The sequence below is a fragment of the Stenotrophomonas sp. ISL-67 genome, assembly GCF_018612915.1.
Taxonomy (GTDB): Bacteria; Pseudomonadota; Gammaproteobacteria; order Xanthomonadales; family Xanthomonadaceae; genus Stenotrophomonas.
The window spans coordinates 191,458-216,165 of the sequence record NZ_JAGGRL010000002.1 but is presented as its reverse complement, the minus strand read 5'-3'; the positions used below and the strand labels follow the sequence as shown (position 1 = coordinate 216,165).

18 protein-coding genes are annotated in these 24,708 nt (G+C 64.9%); 12 read left to right on the top strand and 6 right to left on the bottom strand.

Features of this window, described 5'->3' with window-relative positions:
* Positions 1 to 172 precede the first annotated feature (172 nt).
* From J7J08_RS04560 to J7J08_RS04535, 6 genes are all read left to right on the top strand, one after another.
* A complete protein-coding gene (locus J7J08_RS04560; RefSeq protein WP_214901953.1) occupies positions 173 to 862 on the top strand; it encodes a response regulator transcription factor in 690 nt (229 codons plus the stop codon).
* Positions 849 to 2,234, top strand: a complete 1,386-nt coding sequence (locus J7J08_RS04555; RefSeq protein ID WP_214901951.1) for a sensor histidine kinase — start codon at positions 849 to 851, stop codon at positions 2,232 to 2,234. Before J7J08_RS04560 ends, J7J08_RS04555 begins: the two co-directional genes overlap by 14 nt.
* Positions 2,231 to 3,271, top strand: coding sequence for an ABC transporter substrate-binding protein (locus J7J08_RS04550; protein WP_214901948.1), 1,041 nt, complete (start codon positions 2,231 to 2,233; stop codon positions 3,269 to 3,271). Before J7J08_RS04555 ends, J7J08_RS04550 begins: the two co-directional genes overlap by 4 nt.
* A 235-nt stretch (positions 3,272 to 3,506) precedes the next feature.
* Entirely contained in the window at positions 3,507 to 4,160 is a 654-nt protein-coding gene (locus J7J08_RS04545) for a response regulator transcription factor (RefSeq protein ID WP_214901945.1), read from the top strand.
* Between the two features lie 944 nt (positions 4,161 to 5,104).
* Positions 5,105 to 5,455, top strand: coding sequence for a hypothetical protein (locus J7J08_RS04540; RefSeq protein ID WP_214901942.1), 351 nt, complete (start codon positions 5,105 to 5,107; stop codon positions 5,453 to 5,455).
* Positions 5,456 to 5,487: 32 nt separating this feature from the next.
* On the top strand, positions 5,488 to 6,372 hold the full coding sequence (locus J7J08_RS04535) for a ribosome-inactivating family protein (RefSeq protein WP_214901939.1): 885 nt from the start codon (positions 5,488 to 5,490) through the stop codon (positions 6,370 to 6,372).
* A 115-nt stretch (positions 6,373 to 6,487) separates the two neighbouring features.
* Here the strand turns inward: J7J08_RS04535 and J7J08_RS04530 are convergent, their stop codons facing one another.
* Together J7J08_RS04530 and J7J08_RS04525 are read right to left on the bottom strand one after the other, a co-directional pair.
* Positions 6,488 to 6,814: a type II toxin-antitoxin system RelE/ParE family toxin gene (locus tag J7J08_RS04530; RefSeq protein ID WP_214901937.1), complete on the bottom strand. Its 327-nt coding sequence runs from the start codon at positions 6,812 to 6,814 to the stop codon at positions 6,488 to 6,490.
* 2 nt (positions 6,815 to 6,816) lie between these two features.
* Positions 6,817 to 7,077 carry a type II toxin-antitoxin system Phd/YefM family antitoxin gene (locus J7J08_RS04525; protein ID WP_214901935.1) on the bottom strand — a complete coding sequence of 87 codons (261 nt, stop codon included), beginning with the start codon at positions 7,075 to 7,077 and terminating at the stop codon, positions 6,817 to 6,819.
* A gap of 652 nt (positions 7,078 to 7,729) precedes the next feature.
* On the opposite strand from J7J08_RS04525, the gene J7J08_RS04520 reads away from it, so the two are divergent.
* The gene (locus J7J08_RS04520) at positions 7,730 to 8,065 is read left to right on the top strand and encodes a type I toxin-antitoxin system SymE family toxin (RefSeq protein ID WP_214901934.1); all 336 of its coding nucleotides are present in this window, start codon (positions 7,730 to 7,732) and stop codon (positions 8,063 to 8,065) included.
* Positions 8,066 to 8,471: 406 nt separating this feature from the next.
* Here J7J08_RS04520 and J7J08_RS04515 read toward each other — a convergent pair whose 3' ends face one another.
* From J7J08_RS04515 to J7J08_RS04505, 3 genes are all read right to left on the bottom strand, one after another.
* Complete coding sequence (locus tag J7J08_RS04515; protein WP_214901932.1) at positions 8,472 to 11,120, bottom strand: PAS-domain containing protein; 2,649 nt, start codon at positions 11,118 to 11,120, stop codon at positions 8,472 to 8,474.
* 85 nt (positions 11,121 to 11,205) lie between these two features.
* The gene (locus J7J08_RS04510; protein WP_214901931.1) at positions 11,206 to 12,189 is read right to left on the bottom strand and encodes a hypothetical protein; all 984 of its coding nucleotides are present in this window, start codon (positions 12,187 to 12,189) and stop codon (positions 11,206 to 11,208) included.
* A 348-nt stretch (positions 12,190 to 12,537) separates the two neighbouring features.
* A complete protein-coding gene (locus J7J08_RS04505) occupies positions 12,538 to 13,704 on the bottom strand; it encodes a porin (protein WP_214901929.1) in 1,167 nt (388 codons plus the stop codon).
* A 261-nt stretch (positions 13,705 to 13,965) separates the two neighbouring features.
* Between J7J08_RS04505 and J7J08_RS04500 the strand changes: the two genes are divergently transcribed.
* Both J7J08_RS04500 and J7J08_RS04495 read left to right on the top strand, forming a co-directional pair.
* Positions 13,966 to 15,315 carry a dicarboxylate/amino acid:cation symporter gene (locus J7J08_RS04500; protein WP_214901927.1) on the top strand — a complete coding sequence of 450 codons (1,350 nt, stop codon included), beginning with the start codon at positions 13,966 to 13,968 and terminating at the stop codon, positions 15,313 to 15,315.
* 252 nt (positions 15,316 to 15,567) lie between these two features.
* On the top strand, positions 15,568 to 17,856 hold the full coding sequence (locus J7J08_RS04495; RefSeq protein ID WP_214901925.1) for an NADP-dependent malic enzyme: 2,289 nt from the start codon (positions 15,568 to 15,570) through the stop codon (positions 17,854 to 17,856).
* 483 nt (positions 17,857 to 18,339) lie between these two features.
* On the opposite strand, the gene J7J08_RS04490 is transcribed toward J7J08_RS04495, so the two are convergent.
* Positions 18,340 to 21,690 (bottom strand): GH92 family glycosyl hydrolase, encoded by a 3,351-nt coding sequence (locus tag J7J08_RS04490; protein WP_214901923.1) that lies wholly within the window; start codon positions 21,688 to 21,690, stop codon positions 18,340 to 18,342.
* 327 nt (positions 21,691 to 22,017) lie between these two features.
* Between J7J08_RS04490 and J7J08_RS04485 the strand changes: the two genes are divergently transcribed.
* From J7J08_RS04485 to J7J08_RS04475, 3 genes are read left to right on the top strand one after another with little or no spacing between them, the layout of a single operon-like run.
* Positions 22,018 to 22,215 carry a zinc-finger domain-containing protein gene (locus J7J08_RS04485; RefSeq protein WP_214901920.1) on the top strand — a complete coding sequence of 66 codons (198 nt, stop codon included), beginning with the start codon at positions 22,018 to 22,020 and terminating at the stop codon, positions 22,213 to 22,215.
* Positions 22,216 to 22,231: 16 nt separating this feature from the next.
* A complete protein-coding gene (locus J7J08_RS04480; protein WP_214901901.1) occupies positions 22,232 to 23,344 on the top strand; it encodes a glycosyltransferase in 1,113 nt (370 codons plus the stop codon).
* On the top strand, positions 23,337 to 24,647 hold the full coding sequence (locus J7J08_RS04475; protein WP_251006437.1) for an O-antigen ligase family protein: 1,311 nt from the start codon (positions 23,337 to 23,339) through the stop codon (positions 24,645 to 24,647). The genes J7J08_RS04480 and J7J08_RS04475 overlap by 8 nt, the downstream gene beginning before the upstream one ends.
* Positions 24,648 to 24,708: the final 61 nt, after the last annotated feature.

Genomic DNA, 24,708 nt, shown 5'->3' with positions numbered 1-24,708 from the left:
GCCGTGCCAACCCGCAGGTTGTCGGGACGCGTCCGCACGGGGGTGCCTGGCGATGGCGCAGCCTAGTGCGGGGAAGCTGTCATCCACCTGTCGACGCCTGCTGCAGCGCAGCGCAACCCACCAAACACGCCGCTCGCGCTAGGATTCCCGCACCCCCGCCTGTTCCCGCCCGATGCGCATCCTGCTGGTTGAAGACAATCCGGACCTGGCCGACGCCATCGTCCGCCGCATGCGCCGCAGTGGCCACGCCGTGGACTGGCAGAACGACGGCCTGGCCGCCGCCAGCGTGCTGCGCTACCAGAGCTTCGACCTGGTGGTGCTGGACATCGGCCTGCCCAAGCTCGATGGTCTGCGCGTGCTGGCCGGCATGCGCGAGCGCGGCGATGCCACGCCGGTGCTGATGCTGACCGCGCGCGATGGCATCGAAGACCGCGTGCAGGCGCTGGACGTGGGGGCCGACGATTACCTGGGCAAGCCGTTCGACTTCCGCGAATTCGAAGCACGCTGCCGCGTGCTGCTGCGGCGTACGCGCGGCCAGGCCAGCGAACTGGTGCAGATTGGCGGCTTCCAGTTCGACAACGCCTCGCACCGGGTCACCTTGGATGGGCAGCCGATCGAACTGCCGAATCGTGAATACCGCCTGCTGGAAATCCTGATGGGCAGGCTGGGGCATGTAGTGGGCAAGGACGAGATCGGCAACGGCCTGTTCGGCTTCGACGACGAAGCCGGCCCGAATGCCATCGAACTCTACGTCGGCCGCCTGCGCCGCAAACTGGCCGACGCCCCGCTGCGCATCGTCACCGTGCGCGGCAGCGGCTACCTGCTGGAAGCCATCGACGGCGCGCCCGATGCCCACGGCTGAAACCCGCGCGCCCAGCTCCCTACGGCGCACGCTTACCCTGTATCTCGGCGTGCTGCTCGCGGTGTTTGCCGTGGCGTTGCTGTTCGCTGCGCGCGACTACGGCCAGCGCGCCGCCAACCGTTCCTACGACCACCTGCTGGTGTCTTCAGCCCTCTCGATCATCGATTCGGTGGCGCTGGTGGACGCGCAGTGGCAGGTGGACCTGCCGTATGCGTCGCTGGACCTGTTGGCGATGGCGCCGGATGACCGCGTGTTCTATAGGGTGTTCGACGGCCAGAACCGCACCGTGACCGGATACGCCGATCTGCCGGCACCGCCACGCATGCCGACCGATGAGCCGCAGCTGTTCGATACCCCCTACAGTGGCGAAACCGTGCGCTTCGTGGTGGTGTCGCGGCGTGTCTCCTCGCCGTCGGCGCAGGCCGAAGTCCGCGTGCAGGTCGGCCAGACCCGGCGCGCGCGCGAAGCGGTGGCGCAGGACATCGTCAACCGCGCATTGCTGGCCATCGGCGTGCTCTCGCTGCTGTCGCTGGCGCTGGTGGCCTTCGGCGTGCACCGGGCGTTCCGCCCGCTGGTGAAGGTGGAGCGCGAGCTGTCGCGACGCGAGCCTTCCGACCTGAGCCCGCTGGACGCGCGCGTGCCACGCGAGATGGACCAGATGGTGGCCGCGCTGAACCGCTTCATGGCGCGCCTGTCCAGCAGCAACGAAACCCTTCGCGCGTTCATGGCCGAAGCCGCCCACCAGATGCGCACGCCACTGGCCGCACTGCGCGCGCAGGCGCAGCTGGCGCTGGACGACGAGGACCCCGAAGACATGCGCCGCAGCCTGGCTGCCATCGACCGCAATGCCACCCACATGAGCCGCCTGCTCAACCAGCTGCTCAGCGATGCCAGCGTGATCCATCGTTCCAACCTGCAGCGCTTCGCGCCGGTGGACATGGTGGAAACCGTGCATCAGGCCCTGCATGAGGCGCTACCGCAGGCGCTGCCCGCACCGCGCGTGCAGCTGGCGGTGGGCGTGTCTTCCTCGCGCGTGCAGGGTGACGCACTGCTGCTGCGCGAAGCGATCAAGAACCTGATCGACAACGCACTCAAGTACGGCGGTGACGGCCCACTGCAGGTCGCGCTCACCGAAGAAGGCAAGTACAGCGTGGTGACCATCGCCGATCATGGCCCAGGCATTGCGCCGGGCGATGCCGAACGCGTATTCGAGCGCTTCGCCCGTGGCGAGGACGCCGCGCCGGGCGGGGCAGGGCTGGGCCTGGCCATCGTCAAGCGCGTGGTAGACAGCCACGGCGGCCAGATCGACCTGAGCAACCGGCCCAGTGGCGGCCTGGTGGCCACCATTCGTTTGCCGAGGCTGCACGCATGATGCGCACCCTGTTCCTGCTGGTGCTGCTGGTGGCAGGCCCGGCGGTCGCCGCACCCGGCGACGTACAGCGCTTTCCCGCCAAGGGCACCGCTACCGCCGAGCTGCGCATCCACGGCTCCACCGACATCGAAGTGTTCGCCACCGTCATTGCCGATTACCAACGCCTGCACCCGGGTACCGAGATCGTTTACGAGGATGTGATCGCCCAGGACATGTACGCCCGCTACGTGCGCGAGCGCCATGCTGCCACCGGCCCGGACATGCTGATCAGCAGCGGCATGGACCTGCAGGCGAAGCTTGTCAACGACGGCCATGCGCTGCCGCACCGCTCGCCACAGACCGACGCGCTGCCCGCATGGGCACAGTGGCGGCATGAAGCGTTCGGCATCAGCTACGAACCGGTGGCGATGGTCTACAACACCCGCACCCTGCCAGCGGCCCGCGTACCCAGGACCCGCCGCCAGCTGCTCGAACTGCTGCGCGCCCCGGACGCCCCGCTGGCGGGCAAGGTAGGCACCTATGACGTCGAGCGCAGCAGCGTGGGTTACCTGCTCGCCACCCAGGATGGCCAGCGCGGCAGCATGGCGGGCGCCCTGCTGGGCGCACTGGGCGACAACCAGGTACAGCTCGAAGAACGCACCGGCGTACTGCTCGACCGCGTAAGCAGCGGCCAACTCTCCCTCGCCTACAACGTACTGGGCTCCTACGCCCAGGCCCGCATTGATGCGGGCGCTCCACTGGGCATCGTCGAACCGGAGGACTACACCCTCGTCGTCCTGCGCACCGCCGTGATCCCCCGCACGGCTCACAACGCAGCAGAAGCGCGCCGCTTCCTCGACTACCTGTTATCCCCACGCGGCCAGCAGGTGCTCTCCCGTGAAGCGCGCCTGATGTCGATCCTCCCGACCCAGCGCGGCCGCGCCCCGGGCCGCAGCTACCGCCCGATCCTGCTGGGTCCAGGCCTGCTGGTTTACCTGGACGCCCTGAAGCGCCGCCAATTCCTCGACGCCTGGAAGGGCAGCACCCAGCCGCGCTGAACGGACCGACGTGGGGTGCACGGGTTGCGCTCTTTTCCGCGCGGGACACTACGCCCCCGGGCGGCGACCCACCCCGTGACACGCATGGCGTGTCACTACCGCCGGCATCCCACCGCGTAGGGACACGCCACGCGTGTCCGCCCCCGGCCGGGCGCACGATCTCAAACCCCGCGTAGAGCCACGCCCTGCGTGGCTGCTCTTAGCCGCACCCCAAAATCCCCCCTACAATCCCCCTATGAGCGAAATCACCATCCTCGTAGCCGACGACCACCCGCTACTCCGCGCCGCCGTAGTCCACTCCCTGCGCCAGGCCCTCCCGGCGGTCCAGGTCATCGAAGTTGCCAGCGCTCAAGCCCTCGAGGCAGCCCTCAACCAGCACCCGGACATAGAACTGGTCCTCCTGGACCTCACCATGCCCGGCGCCCGAGGCTTTTCCTCGCTCCTCCACGTACGCGGCTCCCACCCCGACATCCCGGTCGTCATCGTCTCCTCCAACGACCACCCGCGCGTCATCCGCCGCGCCCAGCAGTTCGGCGCGGCCGGCTTCATTCCAAAATCCGCCCCGGCAGACGCCATCGGCAAGGCCGTGGAAACCGTCCTCGACGGCGGCCTCTGGTTCCCGGCCATGGCGGCAGAACGCTCCGAATCCGACGCCCTGCTCGCAGCGCGCCTCGCCCAGCTCACCCCGCAACAATTCCGCGTACTGCTATGCCTCGCCGACGGCCTGCTCAACAAGCAGATCGCCTACGAACTGGGCCTGGCGGAAAACACCGTAAAGGTGCACGTAACCGCCATCCTCAAGAAACTGGAATGCGTAAGCCGCACCCAGGCAGCGGTACTGGTAAAGGCCCTCGAACCAGAGGGCGACGCAGGCGCAGACCTGACGTAGCGCCGGGCTCTACCCGGCCGCTCCACGCAACGTCGATATCTGCAGACCCGCAGACCCGCAGACCCGCAGACCCGCAGACCCGCAGGCCCGCAGGCCCGGGGTAGGGTCGCACCCCAGTCGACCGCCGACCATGTTCGAACGTTCGGTTATGGCATGACGTTGGCGGAAGAGCGCGTTTCGATTGGAGATCATGCGTTCGTCGCGCATAGCAACGTTACGTGCGGTCGACCGGGGATCGACCCTATGTATGGACTCGCCCCCACCGTATTGCCGTGGCGTTGTCGTCGCCAAGCGCAGTTCAATGGGTGGGGCGTCGCGCCCTGCGACGCGCAGTGCGTCGAAAAGTAGGTCAAAGGCGACACGGCTGGCAGCGCCCGTACCGTGTGGTCGTTCCCCTTCTGTCTTTGTGCGGATGCGCCTGGCATGGGGCAAAGCGGGAAAATTGACCTGCGAATGATCCCGGCGAAACATTCCTTTCAAGTGATCAGCAGCGTCAAGCCCGCCACCCAATCGCCAAGCGCTCTCCGTGCATAAGCCTTGTGCCAACGGGCTTCCGGGATGGCCATGACGCAATCAGCATCATGCCCGCGACAAAGGGTATGCGCGCAACTCAAGTATTAAGTTGTTGGCGGCAATGAAATACTTCCGATAATTGCAGGTAAATATTGGCGTGACGATGTGAGATTTTAATGCAGCCGGGAAAGGATAGCTCCCCATTTCTTCACCGGGAAAATACATCCTCGCTGGGAGCCTGCTTGCGCGCACTAAAGTCTCCCGGCAACGGCTGATAGGTTGACGGCTGTCTTGATCGAGACGAAAGCTGCGTGGATATGCTTTGAAAGTCGCCCATGGAGTGCGGGTGAATCATTTTTACGACGATTTTGCGTGAAAGATGGCGCGGAGAAGTGCAGGAAAATACATACTCAATATACTGAGGGATAAGCATGAAATATGCAAAATGTCATGTCAGGCTATGTAAGTATGGCTGGGGTATTACTGAGCTGATCAGGGTTGATGCCATTGAAGAGCATGCTGCAAAGCCTGGAATAAAAGGGCCGTTTGGATGGGTTAAATATAATGGCCCGCTCGGTGTTGGGCCCATCACTGGAAGCAACGCCATGCTGGGCATGTATTATGACATCAATATGGGGGCGTATTATAACGGCCATCTAGATGTCGGACCCGGCCCCAGCGCGCTCAAGAAGCTCTTTGATGAGGGCATGGACTGGATTTTCATCGAGCACTCTCATGCGCCATCTGGTTTTATTTCCAAGGTCTCGATGATTGAAGGTTGAGTTACCTGCAATTAAAACTTGAAGGGCATACCATGAAAGATCTCAAGCATGACGTTGACCTGGATATATCAGGGGATAATAGCGATCTTCCCGCAGTAATGAAGAAATTCCTCATGGATATTGCGAAGTTCATCCATGGCGGAGGGGTAAGGATAGAGATCGACAAGATGCCGGAAAGGAGGAATATATACACGACAAAGGAGGGGGGGGCGTATGTAACTGCAAAAATAACAACTGACAGCGGGGTGTTTTATCTTGTAATTTCACTTACGGATCTTTATATATGTGGTTTCGTTGTTGAAATTGATGGAAAACTTATATATGTACGCTACGATGCGGCTAAAGCCGGGACATCCACTGACGATGCTGTCTCCAATATAGTTACAAATCTTCGTGGAGTGGACGGTGAGTTCGGCATTATGGATAGTCCGCGGCACTGCTATTCGTTCAAGGACAAGGGCTACATCGGCTATGACGATTTTTATCTCGCTGCCGACAATATAGCCAAGTATCGCCCGGCGGCAAATGAGAAGGACTTGAAGTCTGCCCTGGGTAAATTCAGCATCCTGAAGAGTATGTCGACCCTTGCAGTGTTCATATCGGAGGCATTGAGATTCTATCCGGTTCTTGAAAGTGTCATAGCTGCCGTTGATCCCAAGAAAATGAAAACCCCGTGGCCGGAAAGGCTGGACATGTACATAACCAACTGGGAGAAAATGTCGAAGGAGGCCATGCGCTGGACCTACGACAGTGGCGGTACGTGGAAAGTTGTAGGAAATACTGTAATTGAGTACAAGTTGAAGCCGGACTCGACCACGAGTGACGGGACAGCGTTCTTCAATATCAGGGACTTGTTGTTGGTATTGTTACTGATAAAGCATTCTGTGCCGGGCGGAAAAGACAGGCAGGAGCTGTAGGGTTCATCTGCTTGGTAGTCGCCCCCTGCGACAGCGGGGGGTGTTTCGAGCAGGCTGAATGTGCAAAGGCAGCGGGCCAGAGGCCCGCTCTATGCCCTGTGCCGCAAGGGCAGGATCATGACCCGAGGACTCGGCTGAGCAGGTGGGTTCGGAAGTCTCTGCGGGTATGAATGAACATATGGATGATGACGTTCGCGTCATCGAACTCGTAGATGATCCGGGTCTGTCCAACCAGCTTGGACCTGAAGGCGGCAATTCCCAATCCACGAAGCTCATCGACGTCCGAGCCCATTTCCGGGCTCCGCTCGATGAGGTCGATGGCATCAAGGAAGGCGCGTCTTGCTTTGTCCCAGGAAGCGTTTCCAAATTCCTTCCGCACGTACTGCCTTATCGCCTTGAACTCAGATTTCGCACTATCAAGGAGGAGAACGTTGCGAAGCACCGTCAGTCGTCCATCTCTTCGATGAACGAACGGGCATCGCTGAACTTGCCTTCCGCGAACTCCTTCCTGCCCAGTGCGATCAGCTTGAGCAATGCAAGGGTTTCCTGCTGCTGTTCGTACTGGGAAATCTCGACCACCACCATCTTGGCCTCACCATTCTGGGTAATGATGATGGGTTCGGGATTGGCACTGAATTCCTTCACGATTTCGGCCGCATGGGATTTCAGGTAGGTAATCGGTTTGATCTGTTCAGCCAGCGCCATGGCAATGCTCCACATGCTTTCGGCCAGAATACGGTCCGAATTGAGTCCTGTCAAATGAACTTCCGATCTGTGTCTTTGTTGAGTCGCTCATCCACGCATAAAATTGGAGCGCCCGCCCCCTCTTGCCCTCCGAGCCAGTGACCATGAGACGTACTGCGATAGCTGCTGCTGTGCTTTTCATTGCTGCGTTTGCTTTCACTTGTGTGTGGTTTTGGACGCAGTTGGCAGTTGACGGCTGCCTGGATCGCGGCGGCAGTTGGGACTACCTGCTCGGAGAGTGCGAGCATTAGCCGCGTCGCTGCGAAGAAGGTGTGTTGATCAACGCAATCTCAGGAAGTTTGTGGAGGTAGATTTGGAGCGGACGACCGACGTGCTGGCAATATGGGTTGAATGCGTCGCGCAGTAGTGTGCGTCTATCGAAGCTCGAATATCATTCAAAACAAGCGATTTAACTTTGCGCGCCGCATGGCGCATGGTGTTGCCTCGGAGCTTGAAATCTCCTCGGATGTAGCAATTGTGGACGTCCCATGTCGGGAGGGTGGCGAAATACAACACCTTCGCGGGAATACGTCATGCCGTGCACATCCGAGCGGATTTCAACCTCCCGACTCCCTCGCCATTCCGGCGAGGGAGACTTCCTCGGAGGTGGCAAATGCGTCGTTCAAATTCGGATCTGCATTCCAACGAACAGCCCCAAACCCGCATCGGCATGCATGTGCCGGAGAGTCTGCGCATCGGGTCGTTCTCACATCCCGGTGGTCAGCCCCTGCCAGACGGTGGTCGCATTCCTTGCCTGGTACTGCGCGGCATATGGATGGACCGGTTTGATCTGTCAGTAGGCAGTCGTGTAATCGTGGAAGTAGAGAGCAAGCGGATCACGTTGACGTTGGATGAAACGCCGATTCCGGTGCCGTACCGGTATCTGGACCACACCCCGAGGAACAGCCGGCGGGCGGCGGATACGTCAATCGAAGAGGCGGCGGAGTAACGGGGGATCGGTCCGATCTTGCGGGATGCACCTGGTAGGGTCGCATCCCGATCGACGCCGTGCATGGATGCACAAGTGGTGGGGCCGCAGGATGCGGTTGAATATTCCACCGCAGACCGTGTTCGAATGTTCGGTTGTGGCATGACCATCAACGAAGAAGCGCATTTTGTTTGGGGGTCATGCGTTCGCCGCGCGTGGCATTGTTACGTGCAGTCGACTGGGGTCCGACCCTACCGGTGCGACGCCTCGGTAGGGTCGCATTCCAATCGACGCCGTGCATGGATGCACAAGTGGTGCGACCGCAGGATGCGGAAGAGCATTCCACCGCCGACCACGTCCGAACGTTCGGTAATGGCATGACCATCAACGAAGAGCAGCATCCCGGGCCAGTGAGTTGCGCGCCGGTTTACGCCCGGTGCCGTACCAGCAACTGCGTCATCAGCGCCCGCAAGGCCGGTGGGCGCACCGGCTTGGACAGGAAGCCCCAGCCGTTTTCTGCGGCCTGTGCCTTGAGCGCATCATCGCGCTCGGCAGTGACCAGAATCACCGGTGGGCGCGCCTGCCACAGTTCGCACAGCTGTTCGTACAGCTCCGGTCCATGCCACTGGCCCATGCGCACATCCAGCAGCACCAGCTGCGGTGCGTTCAACGCGGAGGCAATCTCCAGCGCGGCATGCGGGCCATCCGCCAGCTCCACCCTGCAGCCCCAGCGTTCCAGCAGGGCGCGGGTGGCGGCGCAGACACGCGGGTCATCATCAATGCTCCATACCCGGCACTGCCGCAACGGACTGTCATCGCCCGGGTCTGCCGATGCCGCCGGGACAGGCGCGGGCGCGGGTATCGCATCGGCGCTGCCCAGCGGCACGGTCACGGCAAACACGCTGCCGCTGCCCAGCATGGAGCGCAGGCTGATCCGGTGGCCAAGCAGCCGCCCGATGCGCTCGACAATCGCCAGGCCCAGCCCGGCGCCACGCTCCTGGTCCACGCCATCATCCAGTCGGCGGAATTCTTCGAAAATCTCCCCCTGCAGGCTCTCCGGAATACCCGGCCCCTGGTCATGCACTTCGATGCGCAGCTGGCCGCCAACCCGGCGGCAGCCAATCAACACGCGCCCACGCGGGGTATAGCGCAGCGCATTGGACAGGAAGTTCTGCAGAATGCGGCGCAGCAGAGCTTCATCGCTCACCACCACCGCACGTGTATCCACCCACTCCAGCTGCAGCCCACGCGCCTGTGCGGCAATGCCGAACTCACGCGCCAGTGTTTCCAGCAGCGTCGACAGCGCAAAGGCACGCACGTGCGTCTGCAACGTGCCCGACTCCAGCCGCGAGATATCCAGCAGGCTGTTGAGGATGGAATCCTGCGCCGCCAGCGCCGCATCCACGTGCTCGCTCAGTTCACGCGCATCGCCACTCAACTTGCCACGCAGCACTGAAACGAACATGCGCGCGGCATTGAGCGGCTGCAGCAGGTCATGCACGGCCGAAGCCACGAACCGGGTCTTGTAGCGATTGGCCCGTTCGGCTTCGCGCCGCGCCTCGTCCAGATCGCGGGTGCGCTCGGCCACGCGGTGTTCCAGCGCGTCGGCCAGCGAGCGCAGTTCACGCGCGGTGTTCTTGTAGGCGGTGATGTCGGCGTAGCTGGTGACAAACCCGCCGTCAGGCAGGGGATTGCCACGAATCTCCAGCACGGTGCCGTCGTCCTTCTCGCTCTCGCGCATGTGCGGGCGGCCGCTGCGCAGGTGGTTCAGGCGCCGCTCGATGGCTTCGTCAATCGGCCCCGGACCGAGCAGGCCGCGGCGGGCGTTGTAGCGGAACGCCTCGGCGATGGGCACGCCCACCCGGATCAGGTCGGGTGGGAAGCGGAACAGCTCCAGGTAGCGCGCATTCCACGCCACCACGTGCTGTTCACTGTCGATCACCACCACGCCCTGCGGCAGGTGCGCCAGGCTGCGGCTGAGCCCGCTGTCTGCCTGCTGCGCGGCCTGCAGTACGCCGTCCTGTGCGGTACGCAGTTCCTGCGCGTGCTGTTGCAGCACCGCCTCCAGTTCCAGCCGGCTGCGCTGCCGGTGCGAGGCCAGGCGCCGCCGCTGCTGGATGAACAACGTGAGGAAACACAGCGCCAGCCAGATGCCGCCGGCCGCCAGCGCGGTACTGCGTCCCACGGCGGCGCTGGCGCTGGCGTCATGCAACAGGTGCAGCTTCCACTGCGGATCGTCCAGCACATAGGTCTGCCACAGCATCGGGCGGGGCAGGGAGGGCTGCACCAACCGCACCATGCGGCCCCCATCAGCCAGCACATCCAGCGTTCGCGCCAGCAGCGGCTGCAATGAACGGTCGGCGTACTGGCGGGTGGCCAGCATCTCGCTGTGCTCGGCTGGCGACAGCGGGCGTAGCAGGCGGTACCGCCATGCATCGCCGTTGGCCAGGAACACCACGTCGTGCGCATCGCTGGCCATCACGATGTCGGTGCTGTGCAGCCATTCCTGTTCCAGCGCCCGCAGCTCGATCTTGATGGCAATCACGCCCAGCACATCGCCATCGCCGTTGAGGATCGCCTGCGACAGGAAGTAGCCCGGCACCGCCGTGGTCATCCCGATGCCGTAGAAGCGCCCGCTGCCCTTGGCCATCGCCTGCTGGACGTACGGTCGGTAGCTGTAGTCCTCTCCCACGTTGGTGGTGGGCTGATCCCAGTTGCTGGCCGCCACGGCAACGCCATGGCGGTCGATCAGGGTCAGGGTGGACGCGCGGGTGACATTGTTGGCTTCCTGCAGTTTCAGGTTGAGCCGGTGGCGCTCGGCATTATCGAGCGGTTGCTGCACGGCCTGCAGCAAGTCCGGATCCAGCGCCAGCACCTGGGGCAGGGTGCGGAAGCGGTCGATGCGCTGTTGCAGCGTCTGCGCGTACAGGTCCAGCTGGCGGCGTACCTGGGCGCTCTCCGCAGCCAGGGCGCGCTGCTGCGCGTAGCGGCCGGCCACCAGTGCGGCCAGCAGCGTGCCGCCGACCATGACCAGCAGGGTCAGCAACAGGGGGCGATAGCGGGAAGTCCTGTACATGGCCGGCGCTTGGGGTGGTGAAGCAAGGATACCGGCTCCTTCCCCTGTTGACGGCGATCCAAAAATAGACAATCGAGCAACCAACCTAGACGGTCAGCGCCTGGTGATGCTCTGGAGTGGGCGTGTGTTCTTCGATCTCGCTCTTCGTCGCGCTGATTCGCAGCCTCTCTGCGACCAAGCTGCTGACGCCTGCCAGTAGGACTAATGTGAGCCCGCCCACGGTCGACTTCAACCCGGCGTATGGCGCCAGAAGCAGCAGTACAGGCAGGCCGAGGTAGAAGCCGTGCCTTGTGCTGTCGACGACCAATGTCGAATGCCGGAAGACAAATTTCTGCACGTCGGCTGTTTGTTGGTCTGTAGCATCAGGTTGTTGAAGCCTTTTATAAAGGTCCAAGTCGAATGCCTGCGCCGAGACGAGCTGCCTCATCGAAATGATGACCTGGAAGATTTCGAACGATGCCTCTTCTGGTAGCTTCATGTCGTAGAAGGTGGTCAGGCTGAGCTTCGCTTTATCGTCCCGAAACCCTGACGCGACGGGCGTTATGCCAACCCAATCCTTGCCGACTGTTGGGCCTGTGAATTCATCCAGATACCCCACGTTGACTTTACCGCTTTTCAACGTCAACGCAGTCAACGACCCATTCTCATAGCACTGCATTGCAAGATCCTCGATCGCGTCGATGCCCCCAAGTCTCGACGCGATCAGCTGCGCCAGCGACCGGACCCGGACCAACGGGTCATTGAGAATGATGGGAAGCACGGTCGCTAACGACAGGCACCATAGGGTGAGCCCCAAGTGCAGGGTCAGTCCTTCGGCCGTCTGCTTGTCAATCACCTGCAAGGGCAGCATCGCCTGCAGTTTGCCGAGATACAGGCCGTAGTCTGAGTACCTCATCGCCAACGCGTGAAGGCCGACGCTCATGCCAGACAGATAAACGGAGCAAAGCGCAGCGCCGAAGTACTGTGGATGACCCGGGTGATGCAGTGCTTCGAAGCGCGTGTAGCGCCACTGCCGGTAGAAATACCACCCTGCGGCCAACAGCACGGCAAGCAGGACAAGGCTGGTCACTTCGTGGAGCGGTCTTTCTCTGCCGCCAGGTAGAGAGCGCGGAGATCGCGTGCCGCATCCAGCTGGCGCTTCATTCGACCAGACTTCAGGAGATCCTCCCGATTAAGCACAAGAGAGCCATCTCGATTGACGTCGTAACAGCTCTCGTTATGGCCGCGCTTGGCAATGCTGAACTGGCGGAAAAATCGTTTTATGACCGATGGACGCTTTCGCCGGGGGTGTTCGAAGATGTTACGCCGCACCCGGCGAACGCAACAGAGGCACTTCACCCAATCCTGCGTCAGATTCGCCCCATCTGGCGTGCTCTGGAGGCGGGGTGCCGAGAGGCACCCTGCCGCCTTCACGCCATCAGAAGTGAACCTGCGCGCGCAGCTCGAAGATTTCCGGCTTGGTCCGCACGCCACGGCGGCTGGCATCGGCCCACACGTAGTTCGCCTGGAACTTGAAGTGGCTGGTGAGATACCAGTTCGCACCCACGGTCCAGTCGTGCTGGCGGCCGCCGAACACGTCTGCATCGTCCAGGTCCAGGCGGCTGTAGCGGGCCAGCAGTTCCACCGCGCCGTAGTCGTGGGCTGGCTTGACGTTGGCCACTGCGCCGGCGCTGTACGGGCGTGATTCGCCGGTGACGATCCAGCTCGCCATCGCGTACTGGCCATCGCCGGTGTAATCCGGCTTGCCGTCACGGGTGACGGTGGTGCGCAGGGCTTCGGCCTGTACCGAGAACGGGCCGTGGATGTAGATGCCTTCCAGGCCGGTACGGCGGATCTGGTCCGCAGTGGCCAGGGCGCCGGAATCCACCAGGCGGATGTCGGTCAGGCCGGCTTCCGGGCGCGCGCGCAGGCGGGCGCTGGCTTCCTGGTGCACGTCGCGGCCGTCACGGTAGCCGCGCGGGTTTTCCTGCGAATAGGCCAGGCCCAGGTGGATGACATCGCCCGGTGCCTTCACCGGGGTCCACACGCCGCGCACGGCCTGGGTGGTGCCCGGGTTGTCGCCTTCCAGGTCCTTGCCGCCGTAGGCGCCCACCTGCATCAGGTAGGCCGGGCGTTCCAGCACCCACTCGGCGCCGGTGCGGCGGCCTTCGTAGAAGGCCTGCACGGGCAGGGCGGTTTCCATGAAGCTGCCGGCGCGGGAGGAGGTGTTGGAATCCAGGCCGACCGGGGTCTTCATGTAGCCGAAGCGGAAGCGGCCGATGTCCTTGCCGAACACGGCCTTGCTCTCGAAGCGGAAGTACACGTCCAGCCAGGTGTCGGCCTGGAAGTCGTAGTACACCATCGCGTCGTACACGCCCTTCTTCTTCAGGGTCGCGCCGAACTCCTTGCGGCGCACCGCATCGTCATCTTCGAAGACGTCGGCACCCGAGAAGTCGTTGAGGTCGTAGGCGATGTTGCCGGTGGCGGCCAGTTCGGTGCCGTCGCTGAAGGACACCTTGGTCGGCCAGTTGTCCCAGTCTGCCGCGGTAGCGGCTAGGGGAGCAGACAGGGCGGTAAGAGCGATGAACAGGGGGGTCAGGCGCATGGAATAGGGTCTGGCTTCTTGAAAGTGGGGCAGAACAACAACGGCCGCGAGCGGGAAAACTGTTGGGCCACAGGGCCCTGAACGACACGGCCACCCGCCGCCGTGGGGGCGCGGTGCCCGTGCAGTGTAGGCACTGCGCTTGGCTGAACAGGGGGGCTAGTACCAATAGGTTATCTGCGCAGCGGTGCAGCGGGCGTAAAAAGGCCACGCCCGATGCCGCCGCCTGCGGCCGGCATCCCCGTGACACTGCCGGAGTTTCCCATGCACGTTCCCACCGCTGCCCCGCTTGCGGCCAAGCCGTTGCCGTTCTACCGCCAGCTGTATTTCCAGGTGGTGGTGGCAATCGTGCTGGGCGCCATCCTCGGCCATTACGAGCCGGCCTTCGCCGAATCGCTCAAGCCGCTGGGCGATGGCTTCATCAAGCTGGTGAAGATGATCATCGCCCCGGTGATCTTCCTGACCATCGTCACCGGCATCGCCGGCATGACCCACCTGCGCACCGTGGGCCGGGTCTTCGCCAAGTCGATGGCCTACTTCCTGTTCTTCTCCACCCTGGCCCTGATCGTGGGCATGGTGGTGGCGCACGTGGTGCAGCCCGGCGCCGGCATGAACATCAACCCGGCCGACCTGGACCAGGCCGCGGTGCACAGCTACGTGGAGAAATCCCACGAGCTGACCCTCACCGGCTTCGTCATGGACATCATTCCGGCCACGCTGGTAAGCGCCTTCGTGGATGGCAACATCCTGCAGGTACTGTTCGTGGCGGTGCTGTTCGGCGTGTCGCTGGCCCTGGTGGGTGAGCGCGGCCGCCCCGTGCTGACCTTCCTGGAGGCGCTGACCGCGCCGGTGTTCCGCCTGGTCCACATCCTGATGAAGGCCGCCCCGATCGGTGCGTTTGGTGCCATCGCCTTCACCATCGGCAAGTACGGGGTGGGGTCGCTGATCAACCTGGCCTGGCTGGTGGGTTCGTTCTACCTCACCGCGTTCCTGTTCGTGGCGGTCATCCTGGGCGTGGTCTGCCGCCTGTGCGGGTTCTCGGTGTTCAAGCTGGCCCGTTACCTGAAGGCCGAACTACTGCTGGTGCTGGGCACCTCGTCCTCGGAATCGGCGCTGCCCTCGCTGATGGAAAAGATGGAAAAGGCCGGCTGCAGCAAGTCGGTGGTGGGCCTGGTGGTTCCCACCGGCTACTCGTTCAACCTGGACGGCACCAACATCTACATGACCCTGGCCGCGCTGTTCATCGCCCAGGCCACCAACACCGAGCTGACCCTGGGCCACCAGATCGCGCTGCTGCTGGTGGCGATGCTGAGCTCCAAGGGTGCCGCCGGCGTGACCGGTGCGGGCTTCATCACCCTGGCCGCCACCCTGGCGGTGGTGCCGGAAGTGCCGGTGGCCGGCATGGCGCTGATCCTGGGCGTGGACCGCTTCATGAGCGAATGCCGCTCGCTGACCAACTTCATCGGCAATGCGGTGGCCACCGTGGTGGTGTCGCGCTGGGAAAATGCGCTGGACCGTGAACGCCTGGCGCTGGCCCTGGATGGCCGCGAGGCCGAACTGCCGCCGCTGGCCACCGACGACCTGCCGTCGGTGCTGCCCGCACCGGCGCGCTGAACACGCCCCTCCCCCGATGTGCGTGCAGCAGGCCCGTGCCGTCCCCCCTTGGGCGGCACGGCCTGCTTTTTCATAGGGGTTTCCGGTGATGTAAGTTGTCATCGGAGTCCGCCAGGCTGGCGTGGCATACGCCGACGCACGGCCTGCCGGATGTGCGGTCGCAGCATGATCGCGACAGCGTAGCGACAGGTCCAACACCGCCAACGGGGGTATGATCCCCTGTTCCTCACGCCCATTCATCTGCAGAAAGCGATGTCCAACGAAGATTTCAAACAGGCCGCCCTCGACTATCACCGCATGTCGCCGCCGGGCAAGATCAAGGTCACGGCGACCAAGCCGATGCTCACCCAGCGCGACCTGTCGTTGGCCTATTCGCCGGGCGTGGCACACGCCTGCGAAGCCATCCTGGCCGACCCGCAGCAGGCCAGCGAGCTCACTGCCCGCGGCAACCTGGTCGCCGTGATCTCCAACGGCACCGCCGTGCTGGGCCTGGGCAACATCGGCCCGCTGGCCGGCAAGCCGGTGATGGAAGGCAAGGGCGTGCTGTTCCAGAAGTTCGCCGGTATCGATGTGTTCGACATCGAAATCGATGAAAACGACCCGGACAAGCTAGTCGACATCATCGCCTCGCTCGAGCCGACCTTCGGCGGCATCAACCTGGAAGACATCAAGGCCCCGGAATGCTTCATCGTGGAGCGCAAGCTGCGCGAGCGGATGAACATCCCGGTGTTCCATGACGACCAGCACGGCACGGCGATCATCGTCGGCGCCGCCGTGCTCAACGCCATGGTCGTCACCGGCAAGAAGATCGAGGAAGTGAAGCTGGCCACCACCGGCATGGGCGCTGCGGGTGTGTCGTGCGTGAACATGCTGGTCTCGCTGGGCCTGAAGCCGGAAAACATCCTGGCCTTCGACCGCGAAGGCGTGATCCACACCGGCCGTGCCGACCTGGATCCGGAAAAGAAGCGTTACGCCCGCGATACCGACAAGCGCACGCTGGCCGAGATCGTCGATGGCGCGGACATCTTCCTGGGCCTGTCGGCCCCGGGCATCCTCACCGCGGACATGGTCAAGACCATGGCCAAGGACCCGGTGATCTTCGCGCTGGCCAACCCGACCCCGGAAATCATGCCGGAAGTGGCGCGCAGCGTGCGTCCGGATGCGCTGATCGGCACCGGCCGTTCGGACTACCCGAACCAGATCAACAACGTGCTGTGCTTCCCGTACCTGTTCCGCGGTGCGCTGGACGTGGGCGCCACGGCGATCAACGAAGAAATGAAGATCGCCTGCGTGCACGCGATCGCCGCGATGGCGCGCCGCGAAGCCAGCGACCTGGGGTCGGCCTATGGCGATGACACCCCGAGCTTCGGCCGCGATTACCTGATTCCGCGCCCGTTCGACCGCCGCCTGCTGGTGGAGCTGTCGGCCGCCGTGGCCCAGGCCGCGATGGATTCGGGCGTGGCCACGCGCCCGGTCGCCGACATGGGGGCCTACCGCGAGAAGCTGGCCCAGTTCGTGTACCGCACCAGCCTGATGATGAAGCCGGTGTACGACCGTGCGCGCGCCGACAAGCAGCGCGTGGTGTATGCCGAAGGCGAAGAAGAAGTGGTGCTGCGCGCGGTGCAGAACGTGGTCGATGAAGGCCTGGCCCTCCCGATCCTGATCGGCCGCCCGGACGTGATCGAATCGCGCATCGAGCGCATGGGCCTGCGCATGAAGGCCGGCGTCGATTTCGACGTCACCAACATCAATGACGACCCGCGCTTCAACGACTACTGGCAGTACTACCACAACCTCACCGGCCGTCGCGGCGTGACGGTGGCGGCGGCCAAGAACCTGATGCGCTCGCGCCCGACCCTGATCGCGGCGGTGATGGTGGCACGCGGTGAAGCCGATGCGCTGCTCACCGGCGTGGTGGGCCGCTTCCACAAGAAGCTGGGCTACGTGCGTAGCGTGCTGCCCCTGGAATCGAAGGTCACCTCGACCTCGGCCATGACCGGCGTGATCAACCAGCAGGGCGTGTTCTTCTTCGTGGACACCCACGTGCAGGAAGACCCCACCGCCGAGCAGATCTGCGAAGCCACGCTGCAGGCGGCGTACCGCATGAAGCTGTTCGGGATCGAACCGAAGGTGGCGTTGCTGTCGCACTCCAACTTCGGCAGCCACGATTCCAAGGACGCCCTGAAGATGCGCACCGTGCGCGAGCTGCTGCTCAAGCGCAACCCGCGCTTGAACGTGGACGGCGAAATGCAGGGTGATACCGCGTGGGATGAAGCGCTGCGCCAGAAGCTGCTGCCCGACAGCACGCTGAAGGGCCGCGCCAACCTGTTCGTGCTGCCCAACCTGGAAGCGGCCAACATCGCCTACAACCTGGTGCGCGTGTTCACAGACGGCGTGGCGATCGGCCCGATCCTGATGGGCGTGGCCAAGCCGGCGCACATTTTGACCACCAGCGCGACCTCGCGCCGCGTGCTCAACATGACCGCGATTGCCGCGGTGGATGCGCAAATCCGCAAGCAGCTGGAAGCAGAGAAGGCGTAAACGCCTTCGCTGCTTCCAGCGCGGAACGCGCACCGCGCGTTCCGGTTTTGCGAAGCAAAACGGTAGCTACCGACCGTTGGTCGGTAGACCTTGAAGAAGGGACCGGTGCACCGCACCGGTCCCTTTTGCATTTGACGTTCCCCCGTACCGACCAACGGTCGGTACCTACCGTGCGCGCGTCGCCCGCGCGATGGAACCGCAACGTCTCCGCAGCCCCACCGTCACCGCCCTGCAACCTCCCACGGGCCCAATACCCCTACGCGGCCCGGCCGTGGCGGTGGTCCGCTGGACCCCGCCACCCTGGGCCCGACCATTTCCTTCCTCTGGAACGGCGCCATGCGCCGAGGACACGGTAGAGCCACGCCCTGAGTGGCTGCTCTTCGATCCGGCACCGCGCAGACACGCATGGCGTGTCTCCACGGTCCGGATACCGCGTAGCGACACGCCATGCGTGTCCCACGCGGTGCCCGCCCGGTCGGTGCGTTACCGCGCCGCCGGCGCCAGCAACTCCACCTCGGCCAACTGCATCCTCCCCGGCCCTTCAATCCGCAACCGGTACTCGGCATAGCGGCCCGGCTTGGCGATCCGGAACGGTCGGGTCTGCTGCTGCCACTCGAACGTTTCGCCGCTGCGCTGGTCCAGCGCCACCCAGCTGCCGCCGGCCTTGCGCGCTTCCAGCGTCCACTTGCCGCCGCGGATCGGCGCGTTGCCGCTGGTCAGCGTGTACATCGCCGGCGTTCCATCGGCCACGCCGGTGAACACGATGCTGCCCTTGCCGCCGAACGGCACCACGGTACCCGCATCGTCATCGGTCAGCGCGGCCAGCACCCGCCCATCGTCCAGCTGCGCATGCGCACCACTGCCCAGCAGGTCGTGCAACAGCGCCGGGCGCTCACCACGCGCGGTCAACGAACGCGGTGCATCATCCGGGCCCGTGCCCCAGGTCGACGGCGCCGGGCCCATCTCGAAGTCCAGCGTGGCACCCTTGGCGATCACCTCATGCGGCACCCACGTCTTGGTCCACGGCTGGCCGTTGATCTTCAGTGACTGCACGTAGATGTTGCGATCCGAATTCTCCGGAGCGTTCACGGTCAGCACCGCGCCGCCCTGCAGTTCCACCTTGGCATGCTTGAACGCCGGCGACCCGATCGCGTACTCCGGCGAACCCATCCGCAGCGGGTACAGGCCCAGCGAGGCCAGCACGTACCACGCCGAGGTCTCGCCGTTGTCCTCATCGCCCGGGTAGCCCTGGCCGATCTCGCTGCCCACGTACAACCGCGACAGGATCTCGCGCACATGCTGCTGGGTCTTCCACGGCTGCCCGGCGTACAGGTACATCCACGGAATGTGGTGCGAGGGCTGGTTGCTGTGCGCGTACATGCCCATGCGCACATCGCGTGCTTCGGTCATTTCATGAATGGTGCCGCCGTAGGAACCGGAGAACTTCGGGTCGGCGGTTTCCGGCGTGCTGAAGAACGTGTCCAGCTTTGCGGCCAGCTTTTCGCGGCCACCGTACAGCCCAGCCAGGCCTTCGCCGTCATGCGCGGCGGTGAAGGCGAACGTCCAGCCGTTGGATTCGGTGTAATCGTGGCCCCACACGCGTGCGTCGTAGTCCTTCGCGTCCACCCGCCAGCTGCCATCGTCATTGCGGCCCTGGAAGAAACCGGCGGCCGGGTCGAACACGGTGGCGTAGGTGCCGGCGCGGGCACGGAAATACGCCGCTTCGGTGGTGTAACGCTCGCGCGCGGCCGGACTGTCTGCACGCCTGGCCAGCGCCGTGGCCATGTTGGCAATGCCGAAATCGTTGAGCGCGCCTTCCATCGTCCACGACATGCCTTCATGCACGTCGGCACTGGCGTAGCCGCGGAAGGTGCTCTTGTCCATGCCCTTGCGGCCGACGTGGCGGTCCGGTGGCACTACGGTGGCGTTGCGCAGTGCGGCCTGGTACGCCTCATCCGGGTCGAAGCCCTTGATGCCTTTCAGGTAGGCGTCGGCGAAGGCCACGTCCGAACTGGTCCCCACCATCAGGTCGGCATAGCCCGGCGAGGACCAGCGCGCCACCCAGCCACCGGCGCGGTACTGCTCCAGGAAGCCCTGCACCAGCGCGCCGGCATCGTCAGGGGTGAACAGCGCGTAGGCCGGCCAGGTGGTGCGGAAGGTGTCCCAGAAACCGTTGTTGACGTAGACCTTGCCATCGCGGATCGGCGCGAAACTGCGCACTGCGCTGCCATCGGTGTTGTCCTCGGCAGCGCTGGCCTGGCTGGCATAACGCCAGTCCGGGGCGGCAGCGGTGCCGGCATTCTCGTGGCCTGAATTGGGGTACAGGTACAACCGGTACAGGCTGGAATACAGCGTGGTCTTCTGGTCGTCGCTGGCCTGGCCGATGTCGAAGCGGGCCAGGCGCTGGTCCCATGCATCCTGCGCGCGCGAAGCGACGGTTGCGAGCGTGTCGTCGGTCGCCAGCTCCAGCGCCAGGTTGTGCCGGGCCTGTTCGACGGAGATCAGCGAGGTGGCGATGCGCATGGTCACGCGGCGGTCGTTGCCCGGATCGAACTTGATGTAGCCGGTGGGCCGGCCGCTGGCGATGCGGCCGCTGCTGCGCCACGGCCTGTCGAAGCTGGCCACCACGTACATGCGGGTGGCGCCGTTGGACAGGCCGCTGCGCGTATCGGTGTAGCCCGACAGCGTCTGCGTGGCCGCGTCCAGGGTCAGCCCGCCGCGCGCGTCGACGTTGTCGAACAGCAGGTTGGCGTCGCCGTCCTTGGGGAAGTCGAACTGGAACAACGCGGCGTGGTCGGTCGGTGCGATGGCGGCGGCGATGCCGTTGTCGAAGCGCACGGCATAGCGGTACGGACGCGCGCTTTCGTTGTCGCGCGAGAACGACAGCGCCCGCTTGGCGCGATCCGCTTCCGGAACGCCGCGGCTGGCAGAGGGCATCACCTGGAAGGTCTGGCGGTCGCCCATCCACGGGCTGGGCTGGTGGCTTAGTGCCAGCGCCTGCAACTGTGGGCGGTTGGCCGCGTTGTTCTGTTCGTTCCAGCGGTACAGCCAGTTCAGCGCGCCGGCGTCGGTCACCGGGGTCCAGAAGTTGAAGCCGTGCGGCACGGCGGTGGCCGGGAAGTTGTTGCCACGCGAGAAGGTGCCATTGGCCTGGGTGCCGCGGGTGGTGAGCACCCAGTCGGACGGGCGGGCAGGGGCGGTGCGCGGCTGGCTGTCCAGGCGCACGTCATCGATCCAGCCCGAGACCGGCGCATTGGCGGCGCTGGCGACATCCAGCTCGATGGCAACCACGCGGCGCCCGCGCAGTGCGTCCACATCGCCCAGGCGCACCGATTTGTGCGCCCATTGCTGCGGATACAGCGTTTTGGAGTCGCCCTGTGCGGTGGCGCCCAGTGCGATGCCATGCAGGTCGCGCGCGGCGCTGGCCGAGACCCGGCTGCCATCGTCCAGCACCAGGTCCAACGAGACATAGGTGGAGGCCACCGTGTCGTCGCCCACGATTTCCGGCAGGACCAGCCAGGACAGCGTGGTGTCGGCGTCGATGGTCACATCGGTGGTGAACAGCCTGGTGTTGGCCGTGCCGCCTGCAGCGGCGTAGTGCAGGGCGCGCAGGCCGCTGTAGCCGACCCCGGGCTTGGCTGCATAGGGCGCCTCCGGGCCCTTGCCGATCTTCACCTGCACGCTGCCCTTGCTGGCCTGCGGGGCCGGTTCGCCCGGCTCGAAGGAGGTCTGCAGGCCTTGCGCGAAGGCGGGCAGGGCAACCGGCGAGCAGGCCAGGGCAAGCGCCAGCGGAAGCAGGGCGCGGCGGGCAGGGCGGGGGTGCGGCAGGGTCATGCAGGGATCTCCCGGGTGGGACAGGCGGCAGGCGAAGCCCGCATCGGCGACCTCGGCAGACAGCACCACGCCGGCCGCCCACGGGGGCAGTCGAAGCGATGCAGGTCCGGCGGGGGGGGCGGGCCATGCGATCGGGTGTTTGATCGGAACGCCCCCGATCCTGCAACACCTTGAGCGGGTCTGGCAAGTGAAATTAGTTCGATCTAAACCCGGAAAAATCGCATGTCGGCGTTTTCCCCGTGACGTGCTGCACGGAACCGGCCACGCCGCGCCCGGCGCCCCGGGTGTTAGAATCGAGCCCCTCGCAATCCCTTTCCGTGCCCCGCCATGAGCCATACCGTCACCGCGCCTGCCAATGCCGAAAAGCGTTACACCGTGCACCGCAGCGACCTGCCGCTGAGCTGCCCGACGCCGGAGATGGCGCTGTGGAACTCGCACCCGCGCGTGTACCTGCCGATCGCAGACGAGCCGAACGGTGAAGCACCGTGCCCGTATTGCGGTTCGGTCTTCGTGCTGGTCGACTGAGCAGGCGGAACCGAACGTGCGCCGACTGACCGTGGTGCAGCTGCTGCCGGCGCTGCACTCCGGCGGGGTCGAGCGCTCTACGCTGGAAATTGCCGCCGCGCTGGTCGCGGCGGGTCACCGTGCCATCGTGGTCTCTGCCGGTGGCCGGCTGGTCGAGCCGCTCCTGGCCAGTGGCGCTGAACACCTCACCCTGGATATCGGCCGCAAGTCGCTGTGGACGCTGCGCCACGTGCGCACGCTGCGCAACCTGCTGGCGGAGACGCAGGCGGACATCGTGCATGCGCGCTCGCGGCTGCCCGCCTGGCTGGGCTTTCATGCCGTGCGCAACCTGCCGGCTGCCGCCCGCCCACATTGGGTCACCACCGTGCATGGCTTGAATTCGCCCAGCCGCTACAGCGCGGTGATGACCAGCGGCGAACGGGTGATCTGCGTGTCCAACTGCGTGCGCGACTTCGTGCTCAGGCATTACCCGAGCGTGCCCCCTGAGCGCCTGCAGGTCATTCCACGTGGCGTGGATACCGCGCAGTTCCCGCGCGTGGGCCGCCAGGACCGGCGAACGCGACAGGCGGTGGCTGCGCAGCATCCAACGCTGGGCGGAGATGCACCGTTGCTGCTGTTGCCGGGCCGTGGCACCCGCCTCAAGGGCCATCATCACGCGCTTGGGCTGCTGGCCGGGCTGCACGCGGCCGGGGTGCCGGCGCTGCTGTGGATGCCGGGCACCCGTGAGCCTGGGCGTGAGCGCTATGTGGCCGAACTGGAGGCACAGGCGCGCAGCCTGGGTATCGCCCATGCCGTATTGATGACCGCGCCCACCTCGCGCATCGCCGAGGCCTATGCGGCCAGCGATCTGGTGCTGCAGCTGTCCGACAAGCCGGAGGCCTTTGGCCGCACCGTGGTGGAAGCGTTGTCGGTCGGCCGACCTGTACTCGGCTGGAACCAGGGCGGTGTCGGCGAGCTGCTGCAACAACTGCAGCCATCTGGCGCGGTACCCTTGGGCGACGCCGGGGCATTGCAGGCGCGTGCGCTGCAGTTGCTGGCGCAGCCGCCTTCGCTGCCGTCGCGTATTCCGTTCACCCTGCAGGCAATGCAACGTGACACGCTCCAGCTCTATACCTCCCTCGCTGGCTGAGCCGCTCAAGGCGCCGGGTTCGCCGGGCTTCCGTGCGGGCCGTTGGGCGCCGTGGTGGGTCATCGCGTTCGTGGCGCTGCTGCCGCTGCCGGGCATTGCCGAAACCGTGCTGGGGCTGGGCGCGCTGTACGCGGCCGCGCGCATGGTGCAGCTGCGTGTACAGGGCAAGCAACGCATGCTCAGCAGCCCGGCCTGGGCGCTGACCAGCATCCTGTTCCTGGGCTACTGGCTGCCGCAGGCGTTTTCAACGTTCGATGCGATTGATCCGGGCACCGCATGGCGCAAAGCCGCCGCCGGGCTGCGCTATCTGCCCTTCATGTGGCTGGTGGCGATCGCGGTAGCCACGCCGGAGCGGCGGGCGCTCACCCTGAAGGGCATCGCGGTCATCACCGGCGTCTGGACGCTGGACGCATTGGCGCAGGCCGCGTTCGGTACCAGCCCGCTGTTCTGGTCGATGGACCAGTTGAAGTGGGCGATCAGCGGGCATGGGTTGTGCGCGCCGGCGGAAATGGCCGCGGCTGACCGCCTGAGTGGTGTGTTGGGGCCGTGCAATCTGAAATTCGGCCAGGTGCTGGCCAGTCTGTCGCCGTTCCTGTTGTTTGCCGCCGCCGCGCGTTTCGGCCGTTGGGGCGGGGTGCTGGTGGCGGCCGCGGTGGGCGTGGTGCTGGTGTTGGCCGGTTCGCGTGCGGCGTGGCTGACCTATGCGCTGGTGCTCGTGTTCTCCGGCTGGCGCCTGCTGGGTGCGCGCGGGCTGCTGGCCTGCGTGGCGGTGGGGCTTGTTGCGGCGGTGGCGCTGGGCGCCGGATCGCACCAGGTACGTGAGCGTTTGGAGCGCACCGCGATGGCCTGGGAAGGCGAAAGCGATGGCGTGAACCAGGCGTTGTCCGGACGCGCGCAGATCTGGGCGGCCGCGGGCTGCATGATCGAGCAGCACCCGATCAACGGCGTGGGCGCGCGGGGTTTCCGCGATGCATACCCCAAATGTAATCCGCGTCCCGAGGAACAGGAGGTGTGGGGCGCCGGCCCAGCGTTGCACGCGCACCAGATCCTGCTGGAAATCCTGGCAGAAACCGGCGTGCTCGGCCTGCTGCTGTGGCTGGCTGCTGCCGCCCAGGCATGGCGCGCGTGGCGCTTCGCGCCACTGGCGGCCCGCGAACGCGCCCGCCCGGCGATGCTGGCGCTGGCAGTCACCGTGTTCCCGTTCAACACCCACCTGGCGTTTTATTCCACGTTCTGGGGGGGGCTGACCCTGCTGCTCGCCGCGTTGTACGCGGGCAGCCTGCTGGCCCGCGACGAACCCTGACGCGAATGCCCCGCCTGCGTAGAGACACGCCATGCGTGTCCAGCACGATGCCCGCCACCCC

What these genes read in the sequence shown, in the direction of transcription:
- J7J08_RS04560 (WP_214901953.1), top strand. Translation starts at nt 173, where the DNA reads ATGCGCATCCTGCTGGTTGAAGACAATCCGGACCTGGCCGACGCCATC.
- J7J08_RS04555 (WP_214901951.1), top strand. Translation starts at nt 849, where the DNA reads ATGCCCACGGCTGAAACCCGCGCGCCCAGCTCCCTACGGCGCACGCTT.
- J7J08_RS04550 (WP_214901948.1), top strand. Translation starts at nt 2,231, where the DNA reads ATGATGCGCACCCTGTTCCTGCTGGTGCTGCTGGTGGCAGGCCCGGCG.
- J7J08_RS04545 (WP_214901945.1), top strand. Translation starts at nt 3,507, where the DNA reads ATGAGCGAAATCACCATCCTCGTAGCCGACGACCACCCGCTACTCCGC.
- J7J08_RS04540 (WP_214901942.1), top strand. Translation starts at nt 5,105, where the DNA reads ATGAAATATGCAAAATGTCATGTCAGGCTATGTAAGTATGGCTGGGGT.
- J7J08_RS04535 (WP_214901939.1), top strand. Translation starts at nt 5,488, where the DNA reads ATGAAAGATCTCAAGCATGACGTTGACCTGGATATATCAGGGGATAAT.
- J7J08_RS04525 (WP_214901935.1), bottom strand. Translation starts at nt 7,077, where the DNA reads ATGGCGCTGGCTGAACAGATCAAACCGATTACCTACCTGAAATCCCAT.
- J7J08_RS04520 (WP_214901934.1), top strand. Translation starts at nt 7,730, where the DNA reads ATGCGTCGTTCAAATTCGGATCTGCATTCCAACGAACAGCCCCAAACC.
- J7J08_RS04515 (WP_214901932.1), bottom strand. Translation starts at nt 11,120, where the DNA reads ATGTACAGGACTTCCCGCTATCGCCCCCTGTTGCTGACCCTGCTGGTC.
- J7J08_RS04505 (WP_214901929.1), bottom strand. Translation starts at nt 13,704, where the DNA reads ATGCGCCTGACCCCCCTGTTCATCGCTCTTACCGCCCTGTCTGCTCCC.
- J7J08_RS04500 (WP_214901927.1), top strand. Translation starts at nt 13,966, where the DNA reads ATGCACGTTCCCACCGCTGCCCCGCTTGCGGCCAAGCCGTTGCCGTTC.
- J7J08_RS04495 (WP_214901925.1), top strand. Translation starts at nt 15,568, where the DNA reads ATGTCCAACGAAGATTTCAAACAGGCCGCCCTCGACTATCACCGCATG.
- J7J08_RS04490 (WP_214901923.1), bottom strand. Translation starts at nt 21,690, where the DNA reads ATGACCCTGCCGCACCCCCGCCCTGCCCGCCGCGCCCTGCTTCCGCTG.
- J7J08_RS04485 (WP_214901920.1), top strand. Translation starts at nt 22,018, where the DNA reads ATGAGCCATACCGTCACCGCGCCTGCCAATGCCGAAAAGCGTTACACC.